General features: G+C 72.8%; 25 protein-coding genes and 2 tRNA genes. 6 read left to right on the top strand and 21 right to left on the bottom strand.

From position 1 onward, the window contains the following. Position 1: 1 nt before the first annotated feature. The 13 genes from secD to pgsA all read right to left on the bottom strand — a co-directional run bounded on the left by secD (position 2) and on the right by pgsA (position 11,470). On the bottom strand, positions 2-1,753 hold the full coding sequence (gene secD / locus ACFYUZ_RS15255; RefSeq protein ID WP_389309063.1) for a protein translocase subunit SecD: 1,752 nt from the start codon (positions 1,751-1,753) through the stop codon (positions 2-4). A 144-nt stretch (positions 1,754-1,897) separates the two neighbouring features. Beyond that, complete coding sequence (gene yajC, locus ACFYUZ_RS15250; RefSeq protein ID WP_389309061.1) at positions 1,898-2,365, bottom strand: preprotein translocase subunit YajC; 468 nt, start codon at positions 2,363-2,365, stop codon at positions 1,898-1,900. 165 nt (positions 2,366-2,530) lie between these two features. Beyond that, entirely contained in the window at positions 2,531-3,622 is a 1,092-nt protein-coding gene (gene ruvB / locus ACFYUZ_RS15245; RefSeq protein WP_389309059.1) for a Holliday junction branch migration DNA helicase RuvB, read from the bottom strand. 27 nt (positions 3,623-3,649) lie between these two features. Continuing rightward, positions 3,650-4,282: a Holliday junction branch migration protein RuvA gene (ruvA, locus tag ACFYUZ_RS15240; protein WP_093877060.1), complete on the bottom strand. Its 633-nt coding sequence runs from the start codon at positions 4,280-4,282 to the stop codon at positions 3,650-3,652. After that, the gene (gene ruvC / locus ACFYUZ_RS15235; RefSeq protein ID WP_190159928.1) at positions 4,279-4,842 is read right to left on the bottom strand and encodes a crossover junction endodeoxyribonuclease RuvC; all 564 of its coding nucleotides are present in this window, start codon (positions 4,840-4,842) and stop codon (positions 4,279-4,281) included. The genes ruvA and ruvC overlap by 4 nt, the downstream gene beginning before the upstream one ends. Positions 4,843-4,955: 113 nt before the next feature. Beyond that, on the bottom strand, positions 4,956-5,708 hold the full coding sequence (locus ACFYUZ_RS15230; RefSeq protein WP_389309057.1) for a YebC/PmpR family DNA-binding transcriptional regulator: 753 nt from the start codon (positions 5,706-5,708) through the stop codon (positions 4,956-4,958). Positions 5,709-5,771: 63 nt separating this feature from the next. After that, entirely contained in the window at positions 5,772-6,359 is a 588-nt protein-coding gene (pdxT, locus tag ACFYUZ_RS15225; protein ID WP_389309055.1) for a pyridoxal 5'-phosphate synthase glutaminase subunit PdxT, read from the bottom strand. Between the two features lie 6 nt (positions 6,360-6,365). Beyond that, positions 6,366-7,280, bottom strand: coding sequence for a pyridoxal 5'-phosphate synthase lyase subunit PdxS (gene pdxS / locus ACFYUZ_RS15220; RefSeq protein WP_030693057.1), 915 nt, complete (start codon positions 7,278-7,280; stop codon positions 6,366-6,368). Between the two features lie 114 nt (positions 7,281-7,394). Beyond that, positions 7,395-7,937: a hypothetical protein gene (locus tag ACFYUZ_RS15215; protein ID WP_116161985.1), complete on the bottom strand. Its 543-nt coding sequence runs from the start codon at positions 7,935-7,937 to the stop codon at positions 7,395-7,397. An 11-nt stretch (positions 7,938-7,948) separates the two neighbouring features. After that, positions 7,949-8,584: an MBL fold metallo-hydrolase gene (locus ACFYUZ_RS15210; RefSeq protein ID WP_389309053.1), complete on the bottom strand. Its 636-nt coding sequence runs from the start codon at positions 8,582-8,584 to the stop codon at positions 7,949-7,951. Positions 8,585-8,745: 161 nt separating this feature from the next. Then, the gene (locus ACFYUZ_RS15205) at positions 8,746-9,900 is read right to left on the bottom strand and encodes a glycosyltransferase family 4 protein (protein ID WP_389309051.1); all 1,155 of its coding nucleotides are present in this window, start codon (positions 9,898-9,900) and stop codon (positions 8,746-8,748) included. Further along, the gene (locus ACFYUZ_RS15200) at positions 9,897-10,802 is read right to left on the bottom strand and encodes a phosphatidylinositol mannoside acyltransferase (RefSeq protein ID WP_389309339.1); all 906 of its coding nucleotides are present in this window, start codon (positions 10,800-10,802) and stop codon (positions 9,897-9,899) included. Before ACFYUZ_RS15200 ends, ACFYUZ_RS15205 begins: the two co-directional genes overlap by 4 nt. Positions 10,803-10,807: 5 nt before the next feature. Continuing rightward, positions 10,808-11,470: a phosphatidylinositol phosphate synthase gene (gene pgsA / locus ACFYUZ_RS15195; RefSeq protein ID WP_389309049.1), complete on the bottom strand. Its 663-nt coding sequence runs from the start codon at positions 11,468-11,470 to the stop codon at positions 10,808-10,810. Between the two features lie 280 nt (positions 11,471-11,750). On the opposite strand from pgsA, the gene ACFYUZ_RS15190 reads away from it, so the two are divergent. Then, entirely contained in the window at positions 11,751-13,967 is a 2,217-nt protein-coding gene (locus ACFYUZ_RS15190; RefSeq protein ID WP_389309047.1) for an elongation factor G-like protein EF-G2, read from the top strand. A 176-nt stretch (positions 13,968-14,143) separates the two neighbouring features. Then, positions 14,144-15,799 carry a hypothetical protein gene (locus ACFYUZ_RS15185; protein WP_389309045.1) on the top strand — a complete coding sequence of 552 codons (1,656 nt, stop codon included), beginning with the start codon at positions 14,144-14,146 and terminating at the stop codon, positions 15,797-15,799. Positions 15,800-15,826: 27 nt separating this feature from the next. On the opposite strand, the gene ACFYUZ_RS15180 is transcribed toward ACFYUZ_RS15185, so the two are convergent. Then, positions 15,827-16,390: an HIT domain-containing protein gene (locus tag ACFYUZ_RS15180; RefSeq protein ID WP_030692008.1), complete on the bottom strand. Its 564-nt coding sequence runs from the start codon at positions 16,388-16,390 to the stop codon at positions 15,827-15,829. 65 nt (positions 16,391-16,455) lie between these two features. Here ACFYUZ_RS15180 and ACFYUZ_RS15175 point away from each other — a divergent pair, with 65 nt between their 5' ends. Beyond that, on the top strand, positions 16,456-17,142 hold the full coding sequence (locus ACFYUZ_RS15175) for a potassium channel family protein (RefSeq protein ID WP_389309043.1): 687 nt from the start codon (positions 16,456-16,458) through the stop codon (positions 17,140-17,142). Positions 17,143-17,154: 12 nt separating this feature from the next. Here the strand turns inward: ACFYUZ_RS15175 and thrS are convergent, their stop codons facing one another. The 3 genes from thrS to ACFYUZ_RS15160 all read right to left on the bottom strand — a co-directional run bounded on the left by thrS (position 17,155) and on the right by ACFYUZ_RS15160 (position 21,158). Further along, complete coding sequence (gene thrS / locus ACFYUZ_RS15170) at positions 17,155-19,131, bottom strand: threonine--tRNA ligase (RefSeq protein ID WP_389309041.1); 1,977 nt, start codon at positions 19,129-19,131, stop codon at positions 17,155-17,157. Between the two features lie 147 nt (positions 19,132-19,278). Continuing rightward, a complete protein-coding gene (locus ACFYUZ_RS15165) occupies positions 19,279-20,592 on the bottom strand; it encodes a hypothetical protein (protein WP_389309039.1) in 1,314 nt (437 codons plus the stop codon). Then, on the bottom strand, positions 20,592-21,158 hold the full coding sequence (locus tag ACFYUZ_RS15160) for a DUF4365 domain-containing protein (RefSeq protein WP_388852174.1): 567 nt from the start codon (positions 21,156-21,158) through the stop codon (positions 20,592-20,594). The genes ACFYUZ_RS15165 and ACFYUZ_RS15160 overlap by 1 nt, the downstream gene beginning before the upstream one ends. A 121-nt stretch (positions 21,159-21,279) precedes the next feature. Between ACFYUZ_RS15160 and ACFYUZ_RS15155 the strand changes: the two genes are divergently transcribed. After that, positions 21,280-22,008, top strand: coding sequence for a 3'-5' exonuclease (locus ACFYUZ_RS15155; protein WP_389309037.1), 729 nt, complete (start codon positions 21,280-21,282; stop codon positions 22,006-22,008). A gap of 55 nt (positions 22,009-22,063) precedes the next feature. On the opposite strand, the gene ACFYUZ_RS15150 is transcribed toward ACFYUZ_RS15155, so the two are convergent. Together ACFYUZ_RS15150 and ACFYUZ_RS15145 are read right to left on the bottom strand one after the other, a co-directional pair. After that, positions 22,064-22,135: transfer RNA gene (locus ACFYUZ_RS15150), tRNA-Val, on the bottom strand. Between the two features lie 39 nt (positions 22,136-22,174). Next, positions 22,175-22,621, bottom strand: a complete 447-nt coding sequence (locus ACFYUZ_RS15145; protein ID WP_389309035.1) for an SRPBCC family protein — start codon at positions 22,619-22,621, stop codon at positions 22,175-22,177. Positions 22,622-22,713: 92 nt separating this feature from the next. On the opposite strand from ACFYUZ_RS15145, the gene ACFYUZ_RS15140 reads away from it, so the two are divergent. Then, complete coding sequence (locus tag ACFYUZ_RS15140; RefSeq protein WP_389309033.1) at positions 22,714-25,398, top strand: SCO7613 C-terminal domain-containing membrane protein; 2,685 nt, start codon at positions 22,714-22,716, stop codon at positions 25,396-25,398. Between the two features lie 50 nt (positions 25,399-25,448). Here ACFYUZ_RS15140 and ACFYUZ_RS15135 read toward each other — a convergent pair. Together ACFYUZ_RS15135 and ACFYUZ_RS15130 are read right to left on the bottom strand one after the other, a co-directional pair. Then, a tRNA-Val gene (locus ACFYUZ_RS15135) sits at positions 25,449-25,523 on the bottom strand. Between the two features lie 54 nt (positions 25,524-25,577). Next, positions 25,578-26,000 carry a TIGR02611 family protein gene (locus ACFYUZ_RS15130; protein WP_093877043.1) on the bottom strand — a complete coding sequence of 141 codons (423 nt, stop codon included), beginning with the start codon at positions 25,998-26,000 and terminating at the stop codon, positions 25,578-25,580. Between the two features lie 190 nt (positions 26,001-26,190). On the opposite strand from ACFYUZ_RS15130, the gene ACFYUZ_RS15125 reads away from it, so the two are divergent. After that, on the top strand, positions 26,191-26,604 hold the full coding sequence (locus ACFYUZ_RS15125) for an SsgA family sporulation/cell division regulator (RefSeq protein WP_015032345.1): 414 nt from the start codon (positions 26,191-26,193) through the stop codon (positions 26,602-26,604). Positions 26,605-26,624: the final 20 nt, after the last annotated feature.

Genomic DNA, 26,624 nt, shown 5'->3' with positions numbered 1-26,624 from the left:
CTCACGCCTCCTTCGCGTCGACGGGGGCGTGGGTACGGCGGGCGCGGCGCAGCGGCGGCTTGGCGCCGAGCCGCTTCGGGTCCAGACCGGACCAGGCGTGACCGTTGCCGAAGAACTTGGTCCGGGCGAGCAGCGTCATGACCGGCTTGGTGAAGAGGAACACCACGACGATGTCGAGCAGGGTGGTCAGGCCGAGCGTGAACGCGAAGCCCTTGACCTTGCCGACGGTGACGATGAACAGCACGGCCGCGGCCAGGAACGACACGAAGTCGGAGACCAGGATGGTGCGGCGGGCGCGCGGCCAGGCGCGCTCGACGGCCGGGCGGAGCGTGCGGCCCTCGCGGAGCTCGTCGCGGATGCGCTCGAAGTACACGATGAACGAGTCCGCGGTGATGCCGATGGCGACGATGGCGCCACAGACGGCCGGCAGGTTCAGCGCGAAGCCGATGGCCGGGCCGAGCAGGGCCATGAGCACATAGGTGAGCAGCGCCGAGACGGCGAGGCTGAGGATGGCGATCAGCGACAGGCCGCGGTAGTAGACGACCAGGTAGATCACGACGAGGGCGAGACCGATGGCACCGGCGATGAGACCGGCCTGCAGCTGGTCGCCGCCGAGCGCGGCGGTGACGGTGTCGACGCTCTGGGTCTGGAAGGTGAGCGGCAGGGCGCCGTAGGACAGGATGTTGCCGAGGTCCTGGGCGGACTGCTGGTTGAAGTTGCCGGAGATCTCCGCGCTGGCGCTCAGGGTCTGCCGCACGGAGGGGGCGGAGACGACCTCGCCGTCGAGGACGATCGCGAAGCGGTTCTGCGGGTCGGCCTGCTGCGACAGCTTGCTGGTGATCGACTGGAACTTCTTCGAGCCGGCGTCGGTGAAGTCCATGGTGACGATCCACATGCCGCGCTGCGGGTCGAGCATGCCCTTGGCGTCGTCGACGTCCTTGCCGTCGACCTCGGCCGGGCCGAGCAGGTACTTCGACCACACGCCCGGGGAGTCCTCGCCGCAGGCCACGGTGGGCTCGGTCGGCTTGACGCCCTGGCCGGCGGCGGCGCGCTGCTTGGGGTCGAGGCAGTTCAGAGCGGTGAACTTCTTCTCCAGCGCCGCGGTCGCGGCGTCGGGCTTCGGGGTCGCCTGCGGGGTCCCCGTGGCCTTCGGCTTCGCGGAGGAGGAGCTCGCGGTGGGCGTGGGGCTCGGGGCCTTGAGGGCCTCGGTGAGCGCACGGCCCTGCGTGGAGGCGGTGGCGGTCGGGGTGGCCGACTTCTCACCGACCTTCGCGCCGGAGGAGGCCGAGGCGGACGGCTTCGGCGAGGCCGAGGAGCTGGCGCTCGGCGCCGGCTGGGGCGCGCCGCTCGTCACGGCGAGAACGGGCCGGAAGTAGAGCTGGGCGGTGGTGCCGACCTGCTCGCGGGCCTGCTTCTCGTTCGTCCCGCGAGGGATGTTGACGATGATGTTCTCGGCGCCCTGCGTCTGGACCTCGGCCTCGGAGACACCCAGACCGTTGACACGGCGCTCGATGATGCCGACCGCCGTGTTCATGTTGGTCTCGTTGACCGCCGACTCCTGGCCGGGCTCGGCCTTCGCCTTGAGCGTGATCGACGTGCCGCCGGCGAGGTCGATGCCGAGGCGCGGGGTGGTGTGCCCCGACCAGAACATCCCGCCGGTGAGCGCGACCATGGCGATCAGGATGAGTGCCAGGGCGCGGCCCGGACGGCTCTGTCCCCCCGCCGGCCTTCGGCCCTTCTTCGGTGCTGCCACCTGTCGTATCTCCCTGTCCAACCGCCTCACGCCGGGTATGCGCGGGACGGCCACGAAGTGTGTGTGGGGACCTGCCCCCGCAGACGTGGAACCGTTCCGGGGACCGCCCACGCCGGTGGGCGTGCGCGCGGTCCCCGGCCGCGACTACTTCGCGTCGGTCTCGCCGTCGGCCTTGCCGTCCTTCTGACCCTCGGCGTCGGCCTCGGCCGCGTCCGACTTCTTCGTCAGGTCGGCCTTCGGCGCGTCCTCGACGGTCTGGGTGTCCTCGGCGGCCTCGGTCAGCGAGGAGGCGTCGTCCGGGACGACGGTGTCGGCGTCCGACTCCTCGTCGTCGCCGTGGACGATCCGGTTGTACTCGGAGTCCTCGAGGACCGCGCCGATCGCGTTCTTGGCGTAGACCGCGTGCACGCCCGGCGCGACCTCCAGGAGAACGGTCTCGTCGCCGATCTCCTTGACGGTGGCGTACATCCCCCCGATCGTCCGTACGCCGGTGCCGGGCTGCATCTCGTTGCGCATCTGCGCCGCCGCCTGCTGCTTCTTCTTGGCAGAGCGGGTCATCAGGAACATGGCCCCGATGAGGACGATGAAGGGGAGGAGGGTCACGATGCTCACGGGACGGGTTTCCTTCGCACGGTCGCGGAGAACCCGCGGCCTGATCTTCGGGGGTGGGTGCGCCGACCAGAAAGGGCGGCATCGGCGGAGTCTAGGCGAGTCCGCATCGATGGAACAACGTCCAGCATCGCACCGCGGTTCCGGTCCGGGCGAGTGTCCGCACCGTCACGCCCCGAAGAGCCCCTGTTGTCCCGTTCCCAGGGCGTTCCCCCCGCCGCCCGGGCCCGCTGCCTGCGGCGGAACGAGTCCGAGGTGGGTCCACGCCGCCGGTGTGGCGACCCGGCCACGGGGTGTGCGGGCCAGCAGACCCTCCCGTACGAGGAAGGGTTCGGCGACCTCCTCGACGGTCTCGCGCTCCTCCCCCACGGCGACCGCGAGGGTGGACAGGCCGACCGGTCCGCCGCCGAAGAGCTTGAGCAGGGCCTCCAGGACCGCGCGGTCGAGCCGGTCGAGGCCGCGGCTGTCCACCTCGTACACGCTGAGGGCCGCCTCGGAGACCTCCCGGGTGATCACTCCGTCGGCCCTGACCTGGGCGTAGTCACGGACCCGGCGCAGCAGGCGGTTGGCGATGCGGGGCGTGCCGCGGGAGCGGCCGGCGATCTCGGCGGCGCCGTCGGGGTCGATCTCGACGTCGAGGAGTCCGGCGGAGCGGTGGATCACGCGCTGGAGCTCGGCCGGGTCGTAGAACTCCATGTGGGCGGTGAAGCCGAAGCGGTCGCGCAGCGGGGGCGGCAGGAGTCCGGCCCGGGTGGTGGCGCCGACCAGGGTGAAGGGCGGCAGTTCGAGCGGGATGGCGGTGGCGCCGGGGCCCTTGCCGACGATGACGTCGACCCGGAAGTCCTCCATCGCCATGTAGAGCATCTCCTCGGCGGGCCGGGACATGCGGTGGATCTCGTCGAGGAAGAGGATCTCGCCCTCCTGGAGGGAGGAGAGGATCGCGGCGAGGTCTCCGGCGTGCTGGATGGCGGGGCCGGAGGTGATGCGGATCGGCGCGTTCATCTCGGCGGCGATGATCATCGAGAGGGTGGTCTTGCCGAGCCCCGGGGCGCCGGAGAGCAGCACGTGGTCGGCGGTGGCGCCGCGCTGGCGGGCGGCCTTGAGGACCAGGTCGAGCTGCTGGCGGACCTTCTCCTGGCCGACGAACTCGCTGAGGTCCTTGGGGCGCAGGGCCGCCTCGACGGCCTGGTCGTCGCCCTCTGCGGAGGCGCCGACGAGGCGCGCGTCCGGCTCGGCGGTGCTGTCGTCGTCCCAGTTCACGGTGATGGTCTTCCTTCGTACGGGAGGTCAGCGGGCCCGGTTGAGGGTCTGCAGGGCGGCGCGCAGCAGCTGCGGTACGGGGGCGGTGCCGGTCTCGGCGAGGGCGGCCTCGGCCTGCGGGGTGACGGCGCTGACGGCCTCCTCGGCCTCGCGGCTCGCGTAGCCGAGGCCGATCAGGGCGGCGGACAGCTGCTCGGTCCAGGGGGCGGGGCCGGAGGCGGCGGCGCGCTGGGCGCCGACCAGGCCGCTGCTGCCCAGCGGGGCGCCGAGCTTGTCCTTCAGTTCGAGGAGGAGTTTCTGGGCGCCCTTCTTGCCGATGCCGGGGACGGCGGTGAGGGCCTTCTCGTCGCCGGTGGAGACGGCGAGGCGCAGCGCGTCGGGGCTGTGCACCCCGAGCATGGCCTGGGCGAGGCGGGGGCCGACGCCGCTGGCGGTCTGGAGCAGCTCGAAGACCTGCCGCTCGTCGTCGTCGGCGAAGCCGTACAGGGTGAGGGAGTCCTCGCGGACGACGAGGGAGGTGGCGAGCCGGGCGTGCTCACCGAGGCGCAGGCCGGCGATGGTGTTGGGGGTGCACTGGACGGCCATGCCCACTCCCCCGACCTCGACGACGGCGGTCGTGGGGGCGAGGGCGGCGACGGGGCCGCTGACGAAGGCGATCATCGGGTTCGGCCTTTCACTGCGGAGGCGTGCCGGGCGGCGGCCTGCTGGAGACGGTTCTGGGCGGCGGCCTGCTGCAGACGGTTCTGGGCGGGGGCCCGCCAGATGTGGCAGATGGCGAGGGCGAGGGCGTCGGCGGCGTCGGCCGGCTTGGGCGGGGCGGAGAGCCGGAGCAGCCGGGTCACCATGGCGCCGACCTGGGCCTTGTCGGCGCGGCCGCTGCCGGTGACGGCGGCCTTGACCTCGCTGGGGGTGTGCAGGGCGACGGGTATGCCGCGCCGGGAGGCGCAGAGCATGGCGACCGCGCTGGCCTGGGCCGTGCCCATCACCGTGCGCACGTTGTGCTGGCTGAACACCCGCTCCACGGCGACGAGTTCGGGCGAGAAGCGGTCGAGCCACTCCTCGATGCCGCGCTCGATGCCGACCAGGCGCATGCCGATGTCGTCGTCCGCCGCCGTGCGGACGACGCCGACGCCGAGCATGGTCAGGGGCCGGCCGGCGACGCCCTCGACGACGCCGACGCCGCAGCGGGTCAGTCCGGGGTCCACCCCTAGTACGCGCATGCCGCCGCCCCCTTCCCGATCGCAAGTCTGTTTGTGCAGGCTATCGGCCCGCACTGACAACGCAGCGGGCCGACGGGGTGTGTCCCGTCGGCCCGCTGCTGGGAAGACCGCGATCAGGCGTCGACCTTCGCCATGACCTCGTCGCTGACGTCGAAGTTGGCGAAGACGTTCTGCACGTCGTCGCTGTCCTCCAGGGCGTCGATCAGCTTGAACATCTTGCGCGCGCCCTCCTCGTCGAGCTCGACCTGCATGGTCGGGACGAACTGGGACTCGGCCGAGTCGTAGTCGATGCCGGCCCCCTGGAGGGCGGTACGGACCGCGACCAGGTCGGTGGACTCGCTGATGATCTCGAAGTTCTCGCCGAGGTCGTTGACCTCCTCGGCGCCCGCGTCGAGGACGACCTCGAGGACGTCGTCCTCGGACAGCTCGCCCTTGGGGAGCACGACGACGCCCTTGCGGTTGAACAGGTACGAGACCGAGCCCGGGTCCGCCATGGAGCCGCCGTTGCGGGTCATGGCGACGCGCACGTCGGAGGCGGCGCGGTTGCGGTTGTCGGTGAGGCACTCGATGAGCACCGCGACGCCGTTCGGGCCGTAGCCCTCGTACATGATCGTGTCGTAGTCCACGCCGCCGGCCTCGAGGCCGCCGCCGCGCTTGATCGCGGAGTCGATGTTCTTGTTCGGGACCGAGCTCTTCTTCGCCTTCTGAACGGCGTCGAACAGCGTCGGGTTGCCGTCCAGGTCGGCGCCGCCGGTCCGGGCCGCGACCTCGATGTTCTTGATCAGCTTCGCGAAGAGCTTGCCGCGCTTGGCGTCGATCACGGCCTTCTTGTGCTTCGTCGTAGCCCATTTAGAGTGGCCGGACATCTGCCTGTCTCCTTCGCGTAACCAACTTCTTTAACGAACCCCAGAGATCCTACCGGGATCGCGTCACCGTTCCGCGCGCACCATGTCCACGAACAGCTCGTGGATGCGGTGGTCGCCGGTGAGCTCGGGGTGGAAGGAGGTTGCGAGGGCCTTGCCCTGACGGACGGCGACGATGTGGCCGTCGTGCTCGGCGAGCACCTCGACCTGGGCGCCGACCGACTCCACCCACGGGGCGCGGATGAAGACGCCCTCGACGGGGGAGTCGATGCCCGTCACGGTGACGCCGGCCTCGAAGGACTCGTTCTGCCGGCCGAAGGCGTTGCGGCGGACGATCATGTCGATGCCGCCGAAGGTCTCCTGGCCCGAGCGCGGGTCGAGGATCTTGTCGGCGAGCATGATCAGACCGGCGCAGGTGCCGTACACGGGCATGCCGCCCGCGATCCGCTCGCGCAGCGGCTCCATCAGGCCGAAGAGGACGGCCAGCTTGGAGATGGTGGTGGACTCACCGCCGGGGATGACCAGGCCGTCGACCTCGGCGAGCTCCTCGGGACGCCGGACCGGCCTGGCCACGGCGTCCGCCGCGGCCAGGGCGATCAGGTGCTCCCGTACGTCGCCCTGAAGGGCCAGGACACCGATTACGGGCGTGCTCATGGGTGCTTACCAGCCCCGGTTCGCGTAGCGCTCGGACTCGGGGAGGGTGTCGCAGTTGATGCCGACCATGGCCTCGCCCAGGTTGCGGGAGGCGTCCGCGATGACCTTCGGGTCGTCGTAGAAGGTGGTGGCCTTCACGATGGCGGCGGCGCGCTTGGCCGGGTCGCCCGACTTGAAGATGCCGGAGCCGACGAAGACGCCCTCGGCACCGAGCTGGCGCATGAGCGCGGCGTCGGCGGGGGTGGCGACACCACCGGCGGAGAACAGCACGACCGGCAGCTTGCCGAGCTCGGCGACCTCCTTGACGAGCTCGTACGGGGCGCGCAGCTCCTTGGCGGCGGCGAACAGCTCGTTGTTGTCGAAGCCGCGCAGCTTGGCGATCTCGTTCTTGATCTGGCGCAGGTGGCGGACGGCCTCGACGACGTTGCCGGTGCCGGCCTCGCCCTTGGAGCGGATCATGGCCGCGCCCTCGGCGATGCGGCGCAGGGCCTCGCCCAGGTTGGTGGCGCCACAGACGAAGGGGGTCGTGAAGGCCCACTTGTCGGAGTGGTTGATCTCGTCGGCCGGGGTCAGGACCTCGGACTCGTCGATGTAGTCGACGCCGAGGGACTGCAGGACCTGGGCCTCGACGAAGTGGCCGATGCGGGACTTGGCCATGACCGGGATGGAGACCGCGCCGATGATCTCTTCGATCATGTTCGGGTCGGACATGCGGGCGACGCCGCCGTCCTTGCGGATGTCCGCGGGGACCCGCTCCAGGGCCATGACGGCCACGGCGCCGGCGTCCTCGGCGATCTTCGCCTGCTCGGCGTTGACCACGTCCATGATCACGCCGCCCTTGAGCTGCTCGGCCATGCCGCGCTTGACGCGCGCGGTGCCGGTCTCGGGGGACTGGAAGTTGGTGGAAGGCGTGGTGGACACGGATACCTCACTCGTGACAACGGGGGTTGACGACAAGACGAGGAAACAGGCCACTCGCGGTCCACATCAAGGGCCAATGTGGACCCGGTGGATCGTTTTCCCAGGTTACGAGCGTCAGGCCGGACGATCGGCAAGGGCCACGGGCGGCTCGTCGTCCATTTCGAAGGCCAGCGGGAAGGGGGCGTGGCCCGCGAGCCGGAACCAGCGGACCTTGCGGTGGCGGCGCAGGGCGCGGGCGGCCCGGACGGCGTCGTTGTGGAAGCGGCGGGCCATCGGGACCCGGCGGACGGCCGCGGCCAGCTCCCCCGCGGCCTCCTCGCCACCGGGCGCCTGCCGTACGAGCTCCACCTGCTCGGGCTCGCCGAAGACCGCCCGCAGCGCCTGGCTCAGCTCGCTCTCGGCGACCTCCCGGTGGTCCTCCTCCGCCTGCCGGGCCGCGTGCGCGGCCTCGTACAGCACGATCGAGGCGGCCGGGTCGAGGACGCCGGAGGTGGCGAGCTCCTGGGTGACCGAGGCCCGGCGCAGGAGCTGCGCGTCCAGGGCCGCGCGGGCGGCGTCGATGCGCGTGTGCAGCCGGTCGAGGCGGCCGGCGGTCCAGCTCAGATAGACGCCGATGAGGATCAGCGCGACGACGGTCCAGATCAGGGTTTCGGTCACGGGCGCACAGGCTACCGGGGCGGCGGCAGCACACCTTCCCAAAGGTCGCGGTCATGGGCGAAGAGGACACGCGCGGGACGACCGGCGGCGAGCTCGCCGAGCCGGTCGAGCCAGGGGAGGTACGGGCTGCCGAACTCGTGGGCGAAGTCGTACGCCTGGCCGGCCAGGACCGTGATCCGGTCGCCGTGGTCGAGGACGAGCGACTGGTGGCCCTCGGTGTGGCCGGGCGTGGGCACGATCAGCACGCCCGGCGCGATCTCGTGCTCGCCGTCGAGCTCCTCGTACCGGACGCCGGGCAGCAGCGAGTCGATGGTGTGCCCGCCGGCGCGGGCGAGGGCGAGCTCGGTGCGCTGGACGAGGACGGGGGTGGTGGGGAAGAGCTGGTTGCCGCCGATGTGGTCGAAGTGCAGGTGGCAGTTGACGACGAGGTCGACGTCGTCGGGGCCGACCGGCAGGGGGTGCCGGACGGGCCGGTAGTGCGCGTCGGTCTCCGGGGAGCCGGTCCCCATGCCGGTGTCGAACAGCAGCCTCACGCCCGCGTGGCGCACGAGATAACCGAGAACGGGCTCCACGCGTGCGTGGGGGCCGTCCCACTCTTCGGCGGGGCGGGTGAAGTGCCCGAGGTCGAGCCGGGTGATCGTCTCCATGCGGCGACCCTGCCCACGCCGACGGCGGGCAACCACTCCGCACCCCGCCGCGGGCTGCACCCGCTGGGGCGCAGCCCGCACGGGCGGGTGGCGGCACCGCCCCGGCCGGCGCGAGCCCACACGGGGGTGCGGGAGGGGGCACCGTCCCGCGGGGCGGAGGCCTACAGGCGCAGGCGCGCGCGCAGGCCGGGCGTGCGTTCGTCCGTGTCCACCGCCGCCGCCCCGTCCGCCACCGTCTCGTACACGGCGAGAATGTCCGCCCCCACCGTCGACCAGTCGAAGCGCCGCACGTGCGCCGACCCCCGCGCGCTCAGTTCCGCGCGCCGCTCCCCGTCCCCGAGGAGCGCGATCGCCGCGTCCGCGAGCGCGTCGGCGTCCTCGTTGGCGAAGAGCTCGCCCGCCGCCCCCTGGTCGAGGACCTGCGCGAAGGCGTCGAGGTCGGAGGCGAGGACGGGCGCGCCGGCGGACAGCGCCTCGACGAGGATGATGCCGAAGCTCTCGCCGCCGGTGTTGGGCGCCACGTACACGTCGACGCTGCGCAGCAGCCGCGCCTTGTCCTCGTCGCTGACCATGCCGAGGAACTCCACCCGGGAGCGCATCTCGGCGGGCAGCGAGGCCACGGCCTCCTCCTCGTCGCCGCGTCCGGCCACGAGGAGCCGGGCCCCGGGCCGTTCGGTGAGGATCTTCGGGAGGGCCCGCATGAGGACGGGCAGGCCCTTGCGCGGCTCGTCGATGCGGCCGATGAAGCCGAGGGTCTCGCCCTGCCACTCCTTCCTCGGCTCGGCGCGGGCGAAGAAGTCGACGTCGACGCCGTTGGGGATGACGACCGCGTCGCCGCCGAGGTGCTCCACGAGCGTGCGCCGCGCGTATTCGCTGACCGCGATGCGGGCGCTGATCTTCTCCAGGGCGGGCTGGAGGATCGGATACGCGGCGATCATGGCCCGCGAGCGCGGGTTCGAGGTGTGGAAGGTGGCCACGATCGGCCCCTGCGCCGCCCAGCAGGTGAGCAGTCCGAGCGACGGCGAGGTCGGCTCGTGGATGTGGACGACGTCGAAGGTGCCGTCGTGGAGCCAGCGGCGGACCCGCGCGGCGGAGAGGAAGCCGAAGCTGAGCCGGGCCACCGAGCCGTTGTAGGACACGGGCACGGCGCGGCCCGCGGAGACGACGTACGGCGGCAGCGGGGTGTCGTCGTCGGCGGGGGCGAGGACGGAGACCTCGTGGCCGAGCCGGATGAGGTGCTCGGCGAGGTCGCGGATGTGGAACTGGACGCCGCCGGGCACGTCCCAGGAGTACGGGCAGACGATCCCGATCTTCACGCGCCCGGTCCCTCCCGCCCGTCCAGGTCCGAGAGCCACAGTCGTTGCAGCATGTGCCAGTCCTCCGGGTGGTCCGCGATGCCGCCGGCGAACGCGTCGGCCAGGGCCTGTGTCATCAAGGACGTCTTCTCGGCGCGCGTACCTGACTCCGGTACGTCGATCGGCGCGTGGATCCGCCCCTTCATGACGGGCGTGTCGTCGTACCAGAGCGTCACGGGCAGCAGCAGGGCGCCCGTCTGCTGGGCGAGGATCGCCGGGCCGGCCGGCATCCGTGCCGTGTCCCCGAAGAACGTGACCTCGGTGCCGGAGGCCGACAGGTCGCGGTCGGCGACCAGGCAGACCAGGCCGCCGGCCCGCAGCCGGCGCGCGAGGGTGCCGAAGGCGGAGCCGCCGGTGTGCGGCAGGACCTCCATGCCGAGGGACTCGCGGTAGGCGACGAACCGGTCGTACAGCGACTCGGGCTTGAGCCGCTCGGCGACCGTCGTGAAGGGCACGCCGAGGGAGCGGGTCACCCACACGCCCGCGAGGTCCCAGTTGGCCAGGTGCGGCAGGGCGAGGATCACCCCGCGCCCGGAGGCGAGGCCGTCCTCCAGGTAGTGGCGGTCCTTGATGTCGATGGACCGCTCGACCCGCTCCTTGCTCCAGGTCGGCAGCCGGAAGGACTCCATCCAGTACCGCATGTACGAGCGCATGCCGGCCTGTGACAGTTCGGCGAGCCGCTCGGGCGTGGCGTCCGGCACCACGCGCGCGAGGTTGGACTCCAGGCGCAGGACGCTCTTGCCGCGCCGCTTCCACGCCAGGTCGGCGATCCGCCGGCCGAGGCCCGCCGCCACCGGGTCCGGCAGCTTCTTCACGGTCGCCCATCCGGCGCCGTACAGCCCGTCGCTCAGGCGTTCCCTCAGGGTGCTCACGAGGCCGCCCCGCCGCCCCCGGCCGCGGCGGCGTCCGCCTCGGCCGATTCCCGGCGCACGGTCACGACCCGCTGGCCCAGGGTGACGGCGCTGCCGACGGCCACGATCCACAGGGCGATCGGGAGCAGGACCTCGATGCCGGGCACGCCGAACGCGTGGAGTCCGGCGAGGCCCGCGGCGACCAGCGAGATCACCAGGCGCTCGGCGCGCTCGACGAGGCCGTTCACGGCGACGGGCAGGCCGATCGATTCTCCTCGGGCCTTGGTGTACGAGACGACCTGGCCGCTCGCCAGGCAGAAGATCGCCACCGCGCACAGGATGTCGTCGTCGCCCTTGCCGGCGTACCAGAGCGCGAAGCCGCCGAAGATCGCGCTGTCGGCGACCCGGTCGAGCGTCGAGTCGAGGAAGGCCCCCCAGCGGCTGGAGATCCCCGCCTGCCGGGCCATGTTCCCGTCGACGAGGTCGGAGAAGACGAACAGGGTGATGACGATCGTGCCCCAGAAGAATTCTCCGCGGGGGAAGAAGACCAGCGCGCCGGCCACCACCCCCGCCGTGCCGATGAGCGTGACCGCGTCGGGGCTGACGCCCCGCCGGAGCAGAAACGCGGCGAACGGTGTGAGGACACGCGTGAAAAAGGCACGCGCGTACTTGTTCAGCATGGCCTTCCCGAGGTTCGGTGGGCCGCGCGGCCCCTACGACCACCGGCTCGCCCATCGTAGCCACGCGCGTCGCGGCGCACCGGCGGGCACCCGCCCCGTCGCGTCGGCGTCCCGTCAGCGTCCCCCTCGGGGGCTCCGGCGCGTACGACGTATGGACGCTTCCTGGCGACGGTGCAAAGCTCGAAGGACCACCGCGGGCACCGCAGGAGCCGTACCGCGACACACCACTCCCCCGCGCCCGCGTCCCGCCGCATCGTGCGAGCAGTCGGGAGGAAACATCATGGGTGACAAGGCGAAGACGCCCGCCGGAGCCGCCGGCAGGGCTCCTACGGCCGACCGGCCCTCGGCCGTGCGGAACGTGGTGCTGGTCGGCCACAGCGGATCGGGCAAGACGACCCTCGTCGAGGCCCTGGCGCAGACCGCCGGGGCGGTCAACCGGGCCGGACGGGTCGAGGACGGCGCCACCGTCTCGGACTACGACGAGATCGAGCACCGCCAGCAGCGGTCCGTACAGCTCTCCCTCGTCCCGGTCGGCTGGGACGGATACAAGATCAATCTCCTCGACACCCCCGGGTACGCCGACTTCGTCGGGGAGCTGAGGGCCGGTCTGCGCGCGGCGGACGCGGCCCTCTTCGTCGTCTCGGCGGCCCAGGAGGCCGACGCCGTCGCCGCCTCCACCCGCATGATCTGGGAGGAGTGCGCCGCCGTCGGGATGCCCCGCGCCATCGTCGTCACCCACCTCGACACCGCGCGCACCGATTTCACCGAGCTCACCGCCGTCTGCGCCGAGCTCTTCGGCCGGGACGACCCCGACGCCGTCCTCCCCCTCTACCTGCCGGTGCGCGGCGCCGAGGGAGCCGACGGACACGCCCCGGTCACCGGCCTCGTCGGCCTCCTCTCGGAGCGGATCTTCGACTACTCCTCCGGGGTGCGCCGGGAGGACCCGCCCGACGGGGCGCAGCGGGAACTCATCGCGGAGGCCCGCGCCCGGCTCATCGAGGGGATCATCGCCGAGAGCGAGGACGAGACCCTCATGGACCGCTACCTCGGCGGCGAGGAGATCGACCTGAAGACCCTCGTCGACGACCTGGAGAAGGCCGTCGCCCGGGGTGCCTTCCACCCGGTGCTCGCGGCCGCCCCCGCCGCCGACGGCGGGACGCAGGGCCTCGGCACCCTCGAACTCCTGGAGCTGATCACCGGCGGCTTCCCCTCCCCCCTGGAGCACGAGGCGCCCACCGTCACCACCCCCGACGGCCGCTCCCGCCCCCCGCTCACCTGCGACCCCGAGGGGCCGCTGGTCGCCGAGGTCGTCAAGACGGCGGCCGACCCCTACGTGGGCCGGATCTCCCTGGTCCGGGTCTTCTCCGGCACCCTGCGCCCCGACGAGACCGTGCACGTCTCCGGTCACGGCCTCGCGGACCGGTCCCACGACGGCCACGACCTCCACGAGGCGGACGAGCGGGTCGGCGGGCTCACCTCTCCCTTCGGCAGGCAGCAGCGCCCGCTCGCGGAGTGCATCGCCGGTGACCTCGCCTGCGTCGCCCGGCTCGGCCACGCCGAGACCGGCGACACCGTCTCCGCCAAGGACGATCCGCTCCTGATGGAGCCGTGGACCATGCCGGAGCCACTGCTGCCGCTGGCCGTCCAGGCCCACGGCAAGGCCGACGAGGACCGGCTCTCGCAGGGCCTCGCCCGGCTCGTCGCCGAGGACCCGACCCTGCGGCTCGAACAGAACCAGGACACCCGGCAGGTGGTGCTGTGGTGCCTGGGCGAGGCCCATCAGGACGTCGCCCTGGAGCGTCTGCGCGGACGGTACGGCGTGCAGGTCGACGCCGTGCCGTACAAGGTGGCGCTGCGCGAGACCTTCGGGGGCGCCTCCTCGGGCCGGGGCAGGCACGTCAAGCAGTCCGGCGGCCACGGCCAGTACGCCATCTGCGAGATCGACGTGGAGCCGCTGCCGCCGGGCAGCGGCATCGAGTTCGTCGACAAGGTGGTCGGCGGGTCCGTCCCGCGCCAGTTCGTCCCCTCCGTCGAGAAGGGGGTGCGGGCGCAGGCGGCGCGCGGCCTCGCCACCGGTCATCCGCTCGTCGACATCCGGGTCACCCTGCGGGACGGCAAGGCCCACTCGGTGGACTCCTCCGACGCCGCCTTCCAGACCGCCGGGGCGCTCGCGCTGCGCGAGGCGGCCGCCGACGTGCCCGTCCACCTCCTCGAACCGGTCGCCCAGGTCGACGTCCTCGTCCCGGACGAGTACGTCGGTCCGGTCATGAGCGACCTGTCGGGGCGGCGCGGCCGGGTCGTCGGAACCGACCAGGCCGGTCCCGGGCGGACCGTGGTCAGGGCCGAGGTGCCGGAGCTCGAGATCGGGCGGTACGCGATCGACCTGCGCTCGATCTCGCACGGCACCGGACGGTTCGACCGCACCTACGCCCGGCACGAGCCGATGCCGCCGCACCTGGCGGCGAAGCTCCGCGAACAGGCCGGAAAGGGTTCCTAGTTGACGGAACGACGGGGATGAGCGTCCGCCCGGCGGCTGCCGGGCGGACGTCATTCGGCCGACGACATCCACAGGCCGTGACGCATCCGGCCGCACCCGGTTACGCTGTGGTGCCCAGCTCAGAAGGTGTGCGGGGCACGGCAGTTGGGAACAGCCCGCACAGGTACTCGCGCGCGATGGGGGCGGCAGTGGCGATCGACGGTTTCGGACCGGGGGCTCAGATCCCCCTCCAGGGCTCGGGGGGCGGTACGGGTGCGACGAACGCGCTCGCGTCCGCCGCGTACCGGGACAGCCCCCTCAAGACGATCCAGGAAGCCGACAACGACCTCTACAAGACCACGGTCAAGGAGGGGAAGTGGGGGCTCTTCAGCCCCGATCTCGGCGAGGCCTTCTCCCGCGCGGTCCAGGTCCGCATGCTGGGCGGCGCCCGCAAGGCCCTGATCCAGTCCTTCGGGGCCGAGCCGCAGCCGGTGGTCGAGCACTGCCTCGCCGCCACCCACCTGCGCAGGCAGCGCGACATCAAGCTGACCCTGGTCACCTTCTTCTGCGGCGTCCTCTTCCTGCCCGGGCTGCTGCTCTGGCTCGGCGTCATCCAGCTCCGCCGTCTCGTCGCCGGCTCCGAGAACAAGCGGAACGGCGCCCTCGGCACCGCCCTCCTGTGGGCCGCCGGGCTCTTCGCGGTGCTCGTCCTGGTCAGGCTGCCCTTCGACGGCATCCTGCCGAACTACCTGCGCGCGATGGTCGTCGCCCCGGTCGTCGGCTGGTACCTCGCGGGCCGGATCTGCCTGAACGCCGCGGTGGACCTGCGCGAGCGCTGGTCCGGCCTCCTCGGCGGCGGCGGGATCGGCCCGCACGTCCCCAAGTCCGTCCCCCAGGACCCGGGCGAGAAGTCGGCGGAGGCCCTCCGGGTCAACCTGGAGAAGCTCTCCGCGGAGCAGCAGTCCAACATCGTCTTCTACGCCGGCACCAAGGGGATCCTCGGCCTGGGCACCCGCTGGGGCAGCTGGACGCTCGCCGAGGAGCTGGTCCCCCAGCCCGGCCGGGAGATCCACGCCTTCCGCGCCTGGGACGTCATCCGCAGGATCCACGACGAGCTGACGCTCCTGGAGCGCGGCTCCCTGAAGACCGGCTTCCCCAAGCCGACCGTCAAGCACTGGATCGTCTCCCCGGTCGGCGAGGGCGCCGACGAGGTCACCCGCCCCGAGGGCGACAACATCGTCCACTACCAGGTCAAGCCGCACGAGATACAGCGCATCTGCAACGACCAGCAGTTCGGCGCGGGCAACCGTCACTACCTCGGCGTGCAGTTCACGCTCTGGGACGGGAACCTCGTCCTCACCATGATGGTCACCGTCACCTCGCTCCACCACACGCTCCGGATCGAGGTCACCGGCCACGCGCTCGGCCCCGTCCACGGCCTCTTCACCACGAAGCCGAAGGCGAAGACCAAGGAGGTCTCCAAGACCGTCCGCTTCTGGGAGACGAAGGAGATCCAGCAGCCGCTGCTGACGACCAACGACATCGTGCGGCTCGCGGTGCGCGCCCCGCTCACCTGGTACCCGCCGGTCCTGGACTTCCTGGGCGGCAAGATGACCCTGCCCGAGCCGTTCGGCCTGCGGCACGTCTGGGCCGGGCCGCTCTGGAAGAACCGCTTCATGGCCGACGACGCCATCCGCATGGCCACGCCGGTGCTCCGGGCCGTCCACGCCGCCACGCTCAAGGTGCTCGACGAGCACAACGTGGACACGGAGCGCTTCACCGCCCGCTCGCTGTTCCTCAGCGGCGGCGTCCAGGACCCGGGCCCGAAGAAGGCCGACGTCTACGAGGCCTGACCCGGGTCCTCCTCGGCGTTCAGCGGCTCACAGGGTGGCCGGCCAGGCGTCGGCCAGCATCTTCCGGGTGTCGGCGAGCAGCTGGGGCAGCACCTTGGTGTGCCCGACGACCGGCATGAAGTTGGTGTCCCCGCCCCAGCGCGGCACCACGTGCTGGTGCAGGTGCGCGGCGATGCCGGCGCCGGCGACGGCGCCCTGGTTCATGCCGATGTTGAAGCCGTGCGCGCCGGACGCCGCCCGCAGCGCGACCATCGCGCGCTTGGTGAAGGCGGCGAGCTCGACCGTCTCCGCCTCGTCGAGGTCGGTGTAGTCGGCGACGTGGCGGTACGGGACGACCATCAGGTGACCGCCGTTGTACGGGTAGAGGTTGAGCACCGCGTACACGCCCTGGCCGCGCGCGATCACCAGACCGTCCTCGTCCGACTTCGACGGAATCACGCAGAACGGGCAACCGTCCTCGGACCCCGGCCCGGTCGGCTTGTTCTCGCCCTGGATGTACGCCATCCGGTGAGGCGTCCACAGGCGCTGGAACGCGTCCTGCGTCCCCACTCCGATCTGCTGCTCCGGCTCAGTCGTCATGCTGAGCAGCATATTGCGTCGTCCGTTCGGAACGTGTCGCCGGGGCGGAAGATCCATGCAGCGGCCATGCTGATCCGATGAGAGAGAGGCCGCTGATCCCGCCCGCGCAGGAACGCTGGGACGATCTGATGGAGACCCCGCTGACGGTGATGGCCCTGGTCTATCTCGCCGCCTACGCGGTGCGGATCCTCGGTCATGACCTGGCGGGGCCCCTGCGCGACCTGTGCCTCGCGCTGACGTACGCGGCGTGGGCGGTCTTCATCGCCGACTATGTCGTACGGGTCAGGCTGAGCGGTATCGGCCTGTTCCGCTTCATGCGCCACCACTTCCTCGACACGGTGGTGGTGGTGCTGCCGCTGCTGCGCCCGCTCCGGGTGGTGAGCGTGTACGACCGGGTGCAGCGCCGCCACGACAAGCCCCGGCTCACGCTCTACGCCCGGGTCATGGCGTACGCGGGGATGACGGCGGGGCTGCTGGGCTTCGCGGGGGCGCTGACCGTCTACCACTACGAGTACACCGCCCCGGGGGCGACGATCCGCACGTTCGGGGACGCGGTGTGGTGGGCGTGCGCGACCCTGGCGACGGTGGGCTACGGAGACGTGACCCCGGTGACGCCGATGGGCCGCCTGACGGCGGTGGGCATGATGGGCGTGGGGCTCGCCCTGCTCGGCGCGGTGACGGGTTCGTTCTCGTCCTGGCTGATCCAGGCGTTCACCCGGGAGGACGAGAAGGGGCCCCCGGGGGATCCCCCGGGGGCCTCCTGAAGGCTCGGGTCGTCAGACCTGGACGCGGTCCTCGACGATCTTGGCGAGCTTGGCGATCGCCTCGTCGACGGGGATGCCGTTCTCCTGCGAACCGTCGCGGTAGCGGAAGGAGACGGCGCCGGCGGCCATGTCCTCGTCACCCGCGATGATCATGAACGGGACCTTCTGCTTCTGGGCGTTCCGGATCTTCTTCTGCATCCGGTCCGAGGAGGAGTCGACCTCCACCCGCAGGCCCTGCTTCTTCGCCTTGGCGGCGAACTCGTGCAGGTAGTCGACGTGCGCGTCGCCGATCGGGATGCCGGTCGCCTGGACCGGGGCCAGCCACGGCGGCATCGCGCCCGCGTAGTGCTCCAGGAGCACGGCGAAGAAGCGCTCGATCGAGCCGAACAGGGCGCGGTGGATCATGACCGGGCGCTGCTTGGTGCCGTCCGGGGCGGTGTACTCCAGGTCGAAGCGCTCCGGCAGGTTGAAGTCGAGCTGCACGGTCGACATCTGCCAGGTGCGGCCGATGGCGTCCCGCGCCTGCACCGAGATCTTCGGGCCGTAGAAGGCGGCGCCGCCCGGGTCGGGGGTCAGCGGGAGGCCCTGCTTCTCGGCGACCTGCTGGAGGACCGCGGTGGCCTCCTCCCACACCTCGTCGGAGCCGACGAACTTCTCCGGGTCCTTGGTCGACAGCTCCAGGTAGAAGTCGGTCAGACCGTAGTCGCGGAGCAGGTTGAGGACGAAGGTCAGGGTGCGGTCGAGCTCGTCCGCCATCTGCTCGCGGGTGCAGTAGATGTGCGCGTCGTCCTGGGTGAAGCCACGGGCCCGGGTGAGGCCGTGGACGACGCCGGACTTCTCGTACCGGTACACGGTGCCGAACTCGAACAGGCGCAGCGGCAGCTCACGGTAGGAGCGCCCGCGCGCGTCGAAGATCAGGTTGTGCATCGGGCAGTTCATGGGCTTGAGGTAGTAGTCCACGCCCTCGTCGAGCTGCATGGGGGGGTACATGCCCTCGGCGTACCAGTCCAGGTGGCCGGACTTCTCGAACAGCTTGCCCTTGGTGGCGTGCGGCGAGTAGACGAACTCGTAGCCCTCCTCCTCGTGGCGCTTGCGCGAGTAGTCCTCCATGACCCGGCGGATGATGCCGCCCTTGGGGTGGAAGACCGCGAGGCCGGAGCCGATCTCGTCCGGGACGGAGAAGAGGTCGAGCTCGTTGCCCAGCTTGCGGTGGTCGCGCTTCTCGGCCTCGGCCAGGAAGTCGAGGTGCGCCTTCAGCTCGTCCTTCGACGGCCAGGCGGTGCCGTAGATGCGCTGGAGCATCGGGTTCTTCTCGCTGCCGCGCCAGTAGGCGGCCGCGTTGCGCATCAGCTTGAACGCCGGGATGTTCCGGGTGGTCGGCAGGTGCGGACCGCGGCAGAGGTCCTTCCAGCACAGCTCGCCGGTCTTGGCGTCGAGGTTGTCGTAGATGGTCAGCTCGCCGCCGCCCACCTCGACGTTCGCGCCGTCCTCGGTCGAGGCGGAGCCCTTGAGGCCGATGAGCTCCAGCTTGTACGGCTCGTCCGCCAGCTCCTCGCGGGCGGCCTCGTCGGTCACCACGCGGCGGGCGAAGCGCTGGCCGCGCTTCTGGATCTCCTGCATCTTCTTCTCGATGACCTTGAGGTCCTCGGGGGTGAAGGGCTTCTCGACGTCGAAGTCGTAGTAGAAGCCGTCCCGGACCGGCGGGCCGATGCCCAGCTTGGCCTCGGGGAAGAGCTCCTGCACGGCCTGGGCCATGACGTGCGCGGTCGAGTGGCGCAGGATGTCGAGACCGTCCGGGGAGGAGATCTCGACGCCCTCGACGACATCGCCGTCGGCGAGCTCGTACGACAGGTCCTTCAGCTCGCCGCCCACGCGGGCGGCGATGACGGTGCGGTCGTCGGCGAACAGGGCGCCGGCGGTGGTGCCCGCGCTCACCGCCCTCTCCTCTGCCTCCGAGGCGGACTGGACGGTCACACGGACATCAGACACGGGTGCTCCATACATAAGGGCGCAGGCAGACACGAAGTGCCGGCGCCGGCGACGCGCGGCAGAGACGAGGTGCCGCGTCGTCACCGATCCTACCGAGCGGTCCGCACCCCTCGCGAAAGGGTTTCCCGGGCCCCCGCTCCCCCGCCGCTACTCCTCCCCGGGCCCGCACGTCTCCCCGAAGAAGTCGAGGTTCTCGTGCAGGCCCTTCAGCAGCCGGTCCCGCTCCGTCTCGTCGACCTGGACGGGGACCACCCCGGTGGCGTCGGTGAGGCGGCGGAAGCCGCCGCGGCTCTCCAGCCGGCCCGCCACCCGGATCGGGAGGCCGACGAGGTGGGCGTGGCCGGCCGTGCGGTACGCCTCCTCGTCGAGGGCGACCCGGACGTGCGGGACCTCCGCGCCGCCGAGCACCCGCAGCCGCACGATCCCCTCGCCGCGGGGCCCGGAGCGGCGCATGCGGACGACGACGCCGGTGAGCCGGACCGGCACGGACGGCTCGTCGGTCAGATAGCGGGCGCTCGCCTCCCGCAGGGCGGGCAGGTCGCCGGGCGAGAACTCGACCGGCTCGGGCCGGGCCGCGCACCCCGCGGGCGCGCCGGCGGCCGGCGCCCACTCCAGGGCGACGCGGGCGCCTTCGGTGCCCCGGACGAGCGCGACGAGGGCCTCGGTGAGCTCGCGGCTGACGCCCGCCTCGACGGCGGCGTCGAAGGCCTCCGTGCCGCCGGTGGCCCGCTGGTAGTCGGTGGCCTCGCGGGCCGCGTGGAGCGCGTGGTAGAGCCGGACGGCGATCGGGCGGCCCTGCTCGACCGGCAGGAAGGCGGTGAGGCCGCGGCCTCCGGGCGCCGCGCCGACGACGACGGTCTCCAGGGAGGCCTGGGCGGCCCGGCGGTGGCGGGCGCCGTGGTAGCCGGCCCGGCCGCGCACGGCGAGGGCCCCGGCGAGGAGGAGCTGGCGGGCGGCGGACCTGAGCTGCTCCTGCACGGTCCAGGGCACGGTGCCGGCCGGGCCGGGGGGCACGTCGCGCCACCAGCGGATCTCGTCGCTGGGCACGGAGAGGCCGGTGAGGACCTCGCGGGCGGAGGGCGTGGCGCTGCGGGCGAGGGCGGTGAGCGCCTCGCCGAGCAGGTCCTCGCAGTCGGGGAAGGCGCGGCTCTCCGGGACGAGGAGGCTGGTGCCGGCGCCGCTGCCGGGCGGGGTCCAGCGGCTGTAGCGGCCCACGGCGCCGCCGCGCCGCCGCCAGCCGTGCCGGGCGAGCAGCGCGCCGAGGACCCTCGGGTCGACCGTGCCCGGATCGGGCGGGCCCTGGGTGTCGGCCCAGGGCCCGAGGGGCGGGGCGGGGACGCCGGTCCAGGGCCCGGGGGTCTCGCCGGGTGCCGGATGGGGCCGGTAGGGCGGGGGGACGGGGCCGTGCCCGGCCCCGTCCCCCTCGTCCCCGAACCCTGGTTCGTCGATCGGTCGGTGCATCAAGGTCTCCCTCCCACCCCGACCCGGGTCATGATCTCGCAGAGCGCCCGGTCGTCGAAGATCCGCGTCGTCGGGATGCGCACGGTGGTCCGGCGCCGTCCCGTGACCGGGTGCCCGGCCAGGTTGATCCAGTAGCAGCAGTGCCGCAGGTCGAGCCGGTCGTGGCTCGCCCTCAGCCAGTCCTCCTGCGCCCTCGGGACGAGCATCACCACCAGGATCTTGTGGACGGACACCGGCGTCCGGGCGAGCTTCACCAGGTGGTCGTTGTCGAGAGTGAACGAGAACGCGCTGCCCGGCGGGCGCGGCGGTATCTGGTAGGTGCACTTGAGCTGCACCTTGATGGTCACTTCGTCGTCGACGGTGTGCCCGGGAGCGCTGTGGCTCACGTGCCAGTCGATGCCGTTGTCCGGAAAGGGCTGGGACAGCGAGCAGCCGGCCGCGGCGGCGACGGCGTGCAGGTATCCCACCTGAAGGGTCTCCATGCAGGCGGTGGTGGCGAGTGAGCCGCGCGTCGGTGCCACCCGCTGGGGCGGCAGCCCTCCCGACTCGGGCTGGGCGAGCGCCATGTCGTCTTCCTTCCCCGTCCCTTGTGTTGTGACCGGTCCGCGTACGACGCAAACAGTCCGGGTATCACCGTTTCGGGGCAGGGGGTTGGCCATCTGCCGCAGGTGTGCAGGGAGTTCGGGGATGTCGATGCACTGGTACGAAGGGCCCCTGGCCGCTTTCGACACGGAGACCACGGGAGTTGACGTCGAGGAGGACCGGATCGTCTCGGCCGCCCTCGTCGTCCAGGACACGGAGGGGGCGCGGCCGCGGGTGACGCGCTGGCTGGTCAACCCCGGCATACCCGTGCCGGAGGGGGCCACGGCGGTCCACGGCCTGACGGACGATCACCTCCAGCGGAACGGCCGGTGGCCGGCCCCGGTGATGGAGGAGCTGGCGCGGGCGCTGGCCGAGCAGTCGGCGGCGGGACGGCCGCTGGTGGTGATGAACGCGCCGTTCGACCTGACGATCCTGGACCGCGAGCTGCGCCGGCACCGGGCGTCCTCACTGGGGAACTACACGGCGGCCAGCCCGCTGACCGTGCTCGACCCGCGGGTCCTGGACAAGCACCTGGACCGCTACCGGAAGGGCCGCAGGACGCTGACGGACCTGTGCGCCCACTACGAGGTGGAGCTGTCGGGCGCGCACGACGCGGCGGCGGACGCGACGGCCGCCATGGACGTCGTACGGGCGGTGGGGCGGCGCTTCTCGTCCCGTCTGGAGCGGCTGACGCCGGCGGAGCTCCACACGCTCCAGGCGGTGTGGCACGCGGCGCAGGCGCGGGGGCTCCAGGCCTGGTTCACCCGGCAGGGGACGCCGGAGACGGTGGACCCGGCGTGGCCGCTGCGGCCGGAGCTGCGCACGGCGGCGTGACGGGGCCGGGAATGCGGAAGGCCGGTCCGTCTTTCGACGGACCGGCCTCTCCCGGTGGGCGATACTGGGATCGAACCAGTGACCCCTTCGGTGTGAACGAAGTGCTCTCCCGCTGAGCTAATCGCCCGGGAACGGGTTGAACCATACAGGCCCGCGCGCCCTTCGTTCAAACCGCGCCGAGCAGGGCGGCGAGTCCGCGCCGTCCCCCGCGCATCATCAGGGCGTGGTTGAGGCGGAAGACGGGCCGCCCCGGGACGGCGAGGGCCCGCAGGAGGCGGGCGCGGACCTCCACCTCCTGCTCGTACAGGGCGTGGGTGCCGGCCCCGTCCGCCGTGAGGGTCCAGCGGGCCCGTCCCTCCAGGTCTCCGCCGAGGCCGATCTCCAGGACGCCCGCGGCCGGGTCGCGGCGCAGGGCCCGGACGGTGACGACGAGGTCGTACGGGAGGAGGGAGCGGAAGCGGGCGGTGCCGGTGGTGTCGTCGCAGGGGGCGACCTCACGGACCTGGGGCCACCAGCGGGGGTAGTCCTCGGCGCGCTCCAGGACCGCGTAGACGGTGTCGGGCGGGGCGGCGAGCCGCCAGACGCAGCGGAAGCGGTACCGGCACCAGTCCATGCCCCCAGTGTGGACGTACTCAGGCGGGAATCGCGGGAATCTGAGTACCGGGACGCATTCCCGCGGCCTGTGGCCGGAGCCACACTCCGGGTATGGACAACTCCCTGCCGCCCGCGGACGAGCTGGTGCTCGTCGACCGCGAGCTGGCGCAACTCGACGCGCGCCGGTCCCAGTTGCTGGCCCGCCGCGCCTGGCTGGTCCAGGTGCTGTACCCGCCGGTCGCGGCGGCGCCGCTCCGCCCGCGACCGCCGCTCGCGGACTCGACGCCCCGCGGCGCGCAGAACGTGCTGCTGACGCTCGGCGGCACGCTGCTGACGATCGCGGCGGTCGCCTTCACCCTGGTGAGCTGGGGCTCGATGGGGATCGGCGCCCGCGCGACGGTGCTGGCCGTGGTGACGGGTGCGGCGCTCGCGGCGCCGGTGGCGCTGCTGCGCAGGGGCCTGGTGTCGACGGCCGAGTCGGTGGCGGCGCTGGGGCTCGTCCTGATGCTGCTCGACGCGTACGCGCTGCACCGGGTGGCGCTGGCGGAGACGGACGGCCTGGGGTACGCGGCCGTGGCGTCGGCGGTCCTGGCGGGCGCGTGGACGGCGTACGGCTCGGTGCTGCCGCGGCTCCGGATCCCGCTGCCGGCCGCCGTGGTCGCGGCGCAGCTGCCGCTGCCGCTGGGCGTGCTCGCGGCCGGGGGCGGGTCGACGGCCTTCGCGTGGGCGGCGCTCCTGACGGCGACGGCGGACGCGGCGGTCGTGCTGTGGACCCGGCCGGTGGCCGTCCGGATCACGGGGGGCACGGCCGCGGCCGCCCTGGGCGGCTGGGCCCTGCTGACGGGCGGCCGGCTCTCCCTCGTCTCCCCGTGGAGCGGCGCACCGCTCCTCCTCGCGGGGGCCGCGGTCGCCCTGTACGCGGCCCGGCGGGTCCCCGCCTTCGCCGCGGCGGCCTCGGCGGTCGCGGGCCTGGCGGTCCTGACGGCCTCGGGCGGTCTCCTGCGCACGGCCCTCCCGGCGGACTGGGCGGTGCCGGGCTACGTCCTCTGCGCCCTGGCGCTGACCTCGGTGTGGCGCCCGGGCGCCGCGACTCCCACGGACGGAAGCGCCCCGGCGCCGGGTGCGACCGGCGGCGGTTCCGCGGCGCCCGGCACGGACCCGGCCGGTCCGGCGGTGGCGGGCGGCGGCCGGTCGCCGCACGGCTCGGGCCCGGCGGCCCCCGCCGGTGGACGCCTGCCGCGCGGGATCCGGCTCGGTCTGGCCGGCGCGGGCGCCGGTGTCGCGGCCCTCGGGGTCGTCTGGGCGCTGCCGCCGGTGGCGGCGGGGCTCCTCGGGCCGGTGGCGCGGACGACGGACGTCTGGTCGGGCGAGCACGCCGCGCGTGCCCTGACCGCGTACCCCGCGTCGGCCCTCCTCGTCCTGGCGGTGGCCGCCGTGGCCCTCGCGACCCTCCCCCGCCTCTGGGCCCGGTGCGGGGCGCTCGCCCTGGCCTGGGCGCTGCCGACCGCCCTGCCGGTCTCGTTCGGCCTCCCGTACGGGGCGGCGCTCGCCCTCCAGCTGCTCACGACGGCGGCGGCCCTGGGCCTCGCGGTCCGTCCCGGCCCGCTGACGCGCGGCCTGCCCGCGGCCACCGGCCGGGCCGGGCGCCCCGCCGCGCACGGTGCGGACACGCGGGACCCGCACACCGCTCCCCGGGAAGCCGGCCCGGCCACGCCCGGGGCCTCCGCGCCGACGGCCGCCGGTCCGGCCGTCCCGCCGGCCCCCGGTTCCGGGGCCCCCTGGCCCGCCTGGGCGCCCTCCCGGCCCCGGGCGCAGGCTCCGGACGTGGAGCCCGGGACCGCTCTCGGGTGGATCGCGTACGCCGGCGGTCTCGCGTCCGCCCTGAGCGCGGTGGCCCTGGCCCTGGACGTGCGGGGCGCCACCTTCGCCGCGCTCGGCGCGGTGCTCGCGCTCCTCACGGGCGTCGCGGTGCTCGGCGCGGACGCGCGCCGGGTGGTCTCCGCCGTCGGCGCGGTGCTCGCGGCGACGGGGCTCGTGTTCGCGGTGGCGGCCGCCGGCGGGTTCGAGGACCGGTGGACGGCGCTCGCGCTGCTGCTCGTCCCGGCGGCGACCGCCGCGCTCGGCTCCGGGGCGCCGCGCCCGGTGGCCCTGGCGGCCGAGGTCACGGGCGGGGCCGTGGGGCTGCTCGCCCTCGGGATCGCCGCGTCCCGGCCCGCGTTCCTCGCGCTCGCGCTGGCCCTCGGCGGGGTGATCGCGGCGGCCACGGCCGTGCGGCCCGAGCGGCGGCGGTTCGCCTCGTGGGCGGCGGCGGTGCTGTTCCTGCTCGCCACGTGGGTGCGGCTCGCGGTCTGGGACGTGACGGCCCCGGAGGCGTACACGCTGCCGGTGACGGTGCCCGCGCTGGCCGTGGGGTACCTGCGGCGGCGCCGGGACCCGGAGGCCTCGTCGTGGACGGCGTACGGCCCCGGCCTGGCGGTGACGCTGCTGCCGAGCCTGCCGGCGGCCTGGGTGGACCCGGAGTGGGCGCGCCCGCTGCTCCTGGGGGTCGCGGCGCTCGTGGTGACGCTCCTCGGCGCCCGCTTCCGGCTCCAGGCGCTCCTGGTGCTGGGCGGCGTGGTGCTCGCCCTGGACGGGCTGCACGAGCTGGCGCCGTACGTGGTGCAGGCGGTGGGCGCGCTGCCGCGCTGGCTGCCGCCGGCCCTGGCGGGGCTGCTGCTGCTCGCGGTGGGCGCCACGTACGAGCAGCGGCTGCGGGACGCCCGGAGGCTGCGGGAGCGGCTCGGGCGGATGCGGTGAGACGCCGAAGGCCCGGAGACGGTGTTCCGTCTCCGGGCCTTCGGGCCGGGTGGTGGGCGATACTGGGATCGAACCAGTGACCCCTTCGGTGTGAACGAAGTGCTCTCCCGCTGAGCTAATCGCCCCGGCGCACCGCAAACATTACCGCATGTCAGCGGTGCTTCCGAACCATCGGAAGGTCACTCGTCGATCTTCCACGGCATGACGAAGCCGAACTTCCACAGGTAGACGCCCAGCAGGGCGGCGACGATCACCAGACCGATGGTGGTGAGGATGATGTTCCGGCGGCGGACCTTGGGGTCGAGGGCGCGCTGGGCGGCCTCCGTGACCTTGCGCTTGGTCCAGCGGAGCACGAGCTGGGCCCAGACGAACTCGGTCGCCCAGATCGCCATGCCGCCGAAGATGACCAGCCAGCCGGGCCCCGGGAGCGGCAGCATCACCACTCCGGCGCCGACCACGGCGAGTCCCACGACGAAGACGCCGACCTGCCAGCTCAGGTGCAGGCCTCGCCGGGACTTGATGAACTCCGGCGCGCGGGATCCCAGTTCGGCTTCCTGGCCGTCTGCGGACTCCCCGGCGCGCTCGTCACTCTCCGCATTCATGCCCCCCAACCTACCGGACGGGGAGCCCCCACCGGAATGGAGGTATTACCGCAGGTCACACGCCCCCATACGAGCTACCTGAACGATCACAAAACCGACAGAGGGGTTTACAACGCCACCGGAGGTGGCATGTCGATTTCGCCGACGTGCGAATCCCCGAGCGCACACTGAGCGAAAGGCCCTGGCGCTTATGAACACCACGGTCAGCTGCGAGCTGCACCTGCGCCTCGTTGTGTCGAGCGAGTCCTCACTGCCTGTACCCGCGGGCCTGCGGTATGACACGGCCGATCCGTATGCCGTGCACGCCACCTTCCACACCGGAGCCGAGGAGACGGTCGAGTGGGTCTTCGCCCGCGACCTTCTCGCCGAGGGGCTGCACCGCCCCACCGGCACGGGCGACGTCCGCGTCTGGCCGTCCCGCAGCCACGGTCAGGGAGTCGTCTGCATCGCGTTGAGCTCCCCCGAGGGGGAGGCCCTGCTCGAGGCCCCGGCGCGGGCCCTGGAGTCGTTCCTGAAGAGGACCGACGCCGCCGTGCCACCGGGCACCGAGCACCGGCACTTCGACCTGGATACGGAGCTCTCCCACATCCTGGCCGACAGCTGAGCCAGGCCGAGAACCGCACG

Source organism: Streptomyces sp. NPDC004266 (assembly GCF_042874095.1).
GTDB lineage: Bacteria > Actinomycetota > Actinomycetes > Streptomycetales > Streptomycetaceae > Streptomyces.
Note: the sequence above shows the minus strand (reverse complement) of the source record. Positions and strands in the feature narration are given on the sequence as shown.

What these genes read in the sequence shown, in the direction of transcription:
- ACFYUZ_RS15210 (WP_389309053.1), bottom strand. Translation starts at nt 8,584, where the DNA reads ATGGAGACGATCACCCGGCTCGACCTCGGGCACTTCACCCGCCCCGCC.
- ACFYUZ_RS15180 (WP_030692008.1), bottom strand. Translation starts at nt 16,390, where the DNA reads ATGCTGCTCAGCATGACGACTGAGCCGGAGCAGCAGATCGGAGTGGGG.
- ACFYUZ_RS15140 (WP_389309033.1), top strand. Translation starts at nt 22,714, where the DNA reads ATGGACAACTCCCTGCCGCCCGCGGACGAGCTGGTGCTCGTCGACCGC.
- ACFYUZ_RS15230 (WP_389309057.1), bottom strand. Translation starts at nt 5,708, where the DNA reads ATGTCCGGCCACTCTAAATGGGCTACGACGAAGCACAAGAAGGCCGTG.
- ACFYUZ_RS15160 (WP_388852174.1), bottom strand. Translation starts at nt 21,158, where the DNA reads ATGGCGCTCGCCCAGCCCGAGTCGGGAGGGCTGCCGCCCCAGCGGGTG.
- ACFYUZ_RS15155 (WP_389309037.1), top strand. Translation starts at nt 21,280, where the DNA reads ATGTCGATGCACTGGTACGAAGGGCCCCTGGCCGCTTTCGACACGGAG.
- ruvA (WP_093877060.1), bottom strand. Translation starts at nt 4,282, where the DNA reads ATGATCGCCTTCGTCAGCGGCCCCGTCGCCGCCCTCGCCCCCACGACC.
- ruvC (WP_190159928.1), bottom strand. Translation starts at nt 4,842, where the DNA reads ATGCGCGTACTAGGGGTGGACCCCGGACTGACCCGCTGCGGCGTCGGC.
- ACFYUZ_RS15125 (WP_015032345.1), top strand. Translation starts at nt 26,191, where the DNA reads ATGAACACCACGGTCAGCTGCGAGCTGCACCTGCGCCTCGTTGTGTCG.
- ACFYUZ_RS15185 (WP_389309045.1), top strand. Translation starts at nt 14,144, where the DNA reads ATGGGGGCGGCAGTGGCGATCGACGGTTTCGGACCGGGGGCTCAGATC.
- ACFYUZ_RS15165 (WP_389309039.1), bottom strand. Translation starts at nt 20,592, where the DNA reads ATGCACCGACCGATCGACGAACCAGGGTTCGGGGACGAGGGGGACGGG.
- ACFYUZ_RS15145 (WP_389309035.1), bottom strand. Translation starts at nt 22,621, where the DNA reads ATGGACTGGTGCCGGTACCGCTTCCGCTGCGTCTGGCGGCTCGCCGCC.
- ACFYUZ_RS15190 (WP_389309047.1), top strand. Translation starts at nt 11,751, where the DNA reads ATGGGTGACAAGGCGAAGACGCCCGCCGGAGCCGCCGGCAGGGCTCCT.
- pdxT (WP_389309055.1), bottom strand. Translation starts at nt 6,359, where the DNA reads ATGAGCACGCCCGTAATCGGTGTCCTGGCCCTTCAGGGCGACGTACGG.
- ACFYUZ_RS15130 (WP_093877043.1), bottom strand. Translation starts at nt 26,000, where the DNA reads ATGAATGCGGAGAGTGACGAGCGCGCCGGGGAGTCCGCAGACGGCCAG.
- pgsA (WP_389309049.1), bottom strand. Translation starts at nt 11,470, where the DNA reads ATGCTGAACAAGTACGCGCGTGCCTTTTTCACGCGTGTCCTCACACCG.
- ACFYUZ_RS15175 (WP_389309043.1), top strand. Translation starts at nt 16,456, where the DNA reads ATGAGAGAGAGGCCGCTGATCCCGCCCGCGCAGGAACGCTGGGACGAT.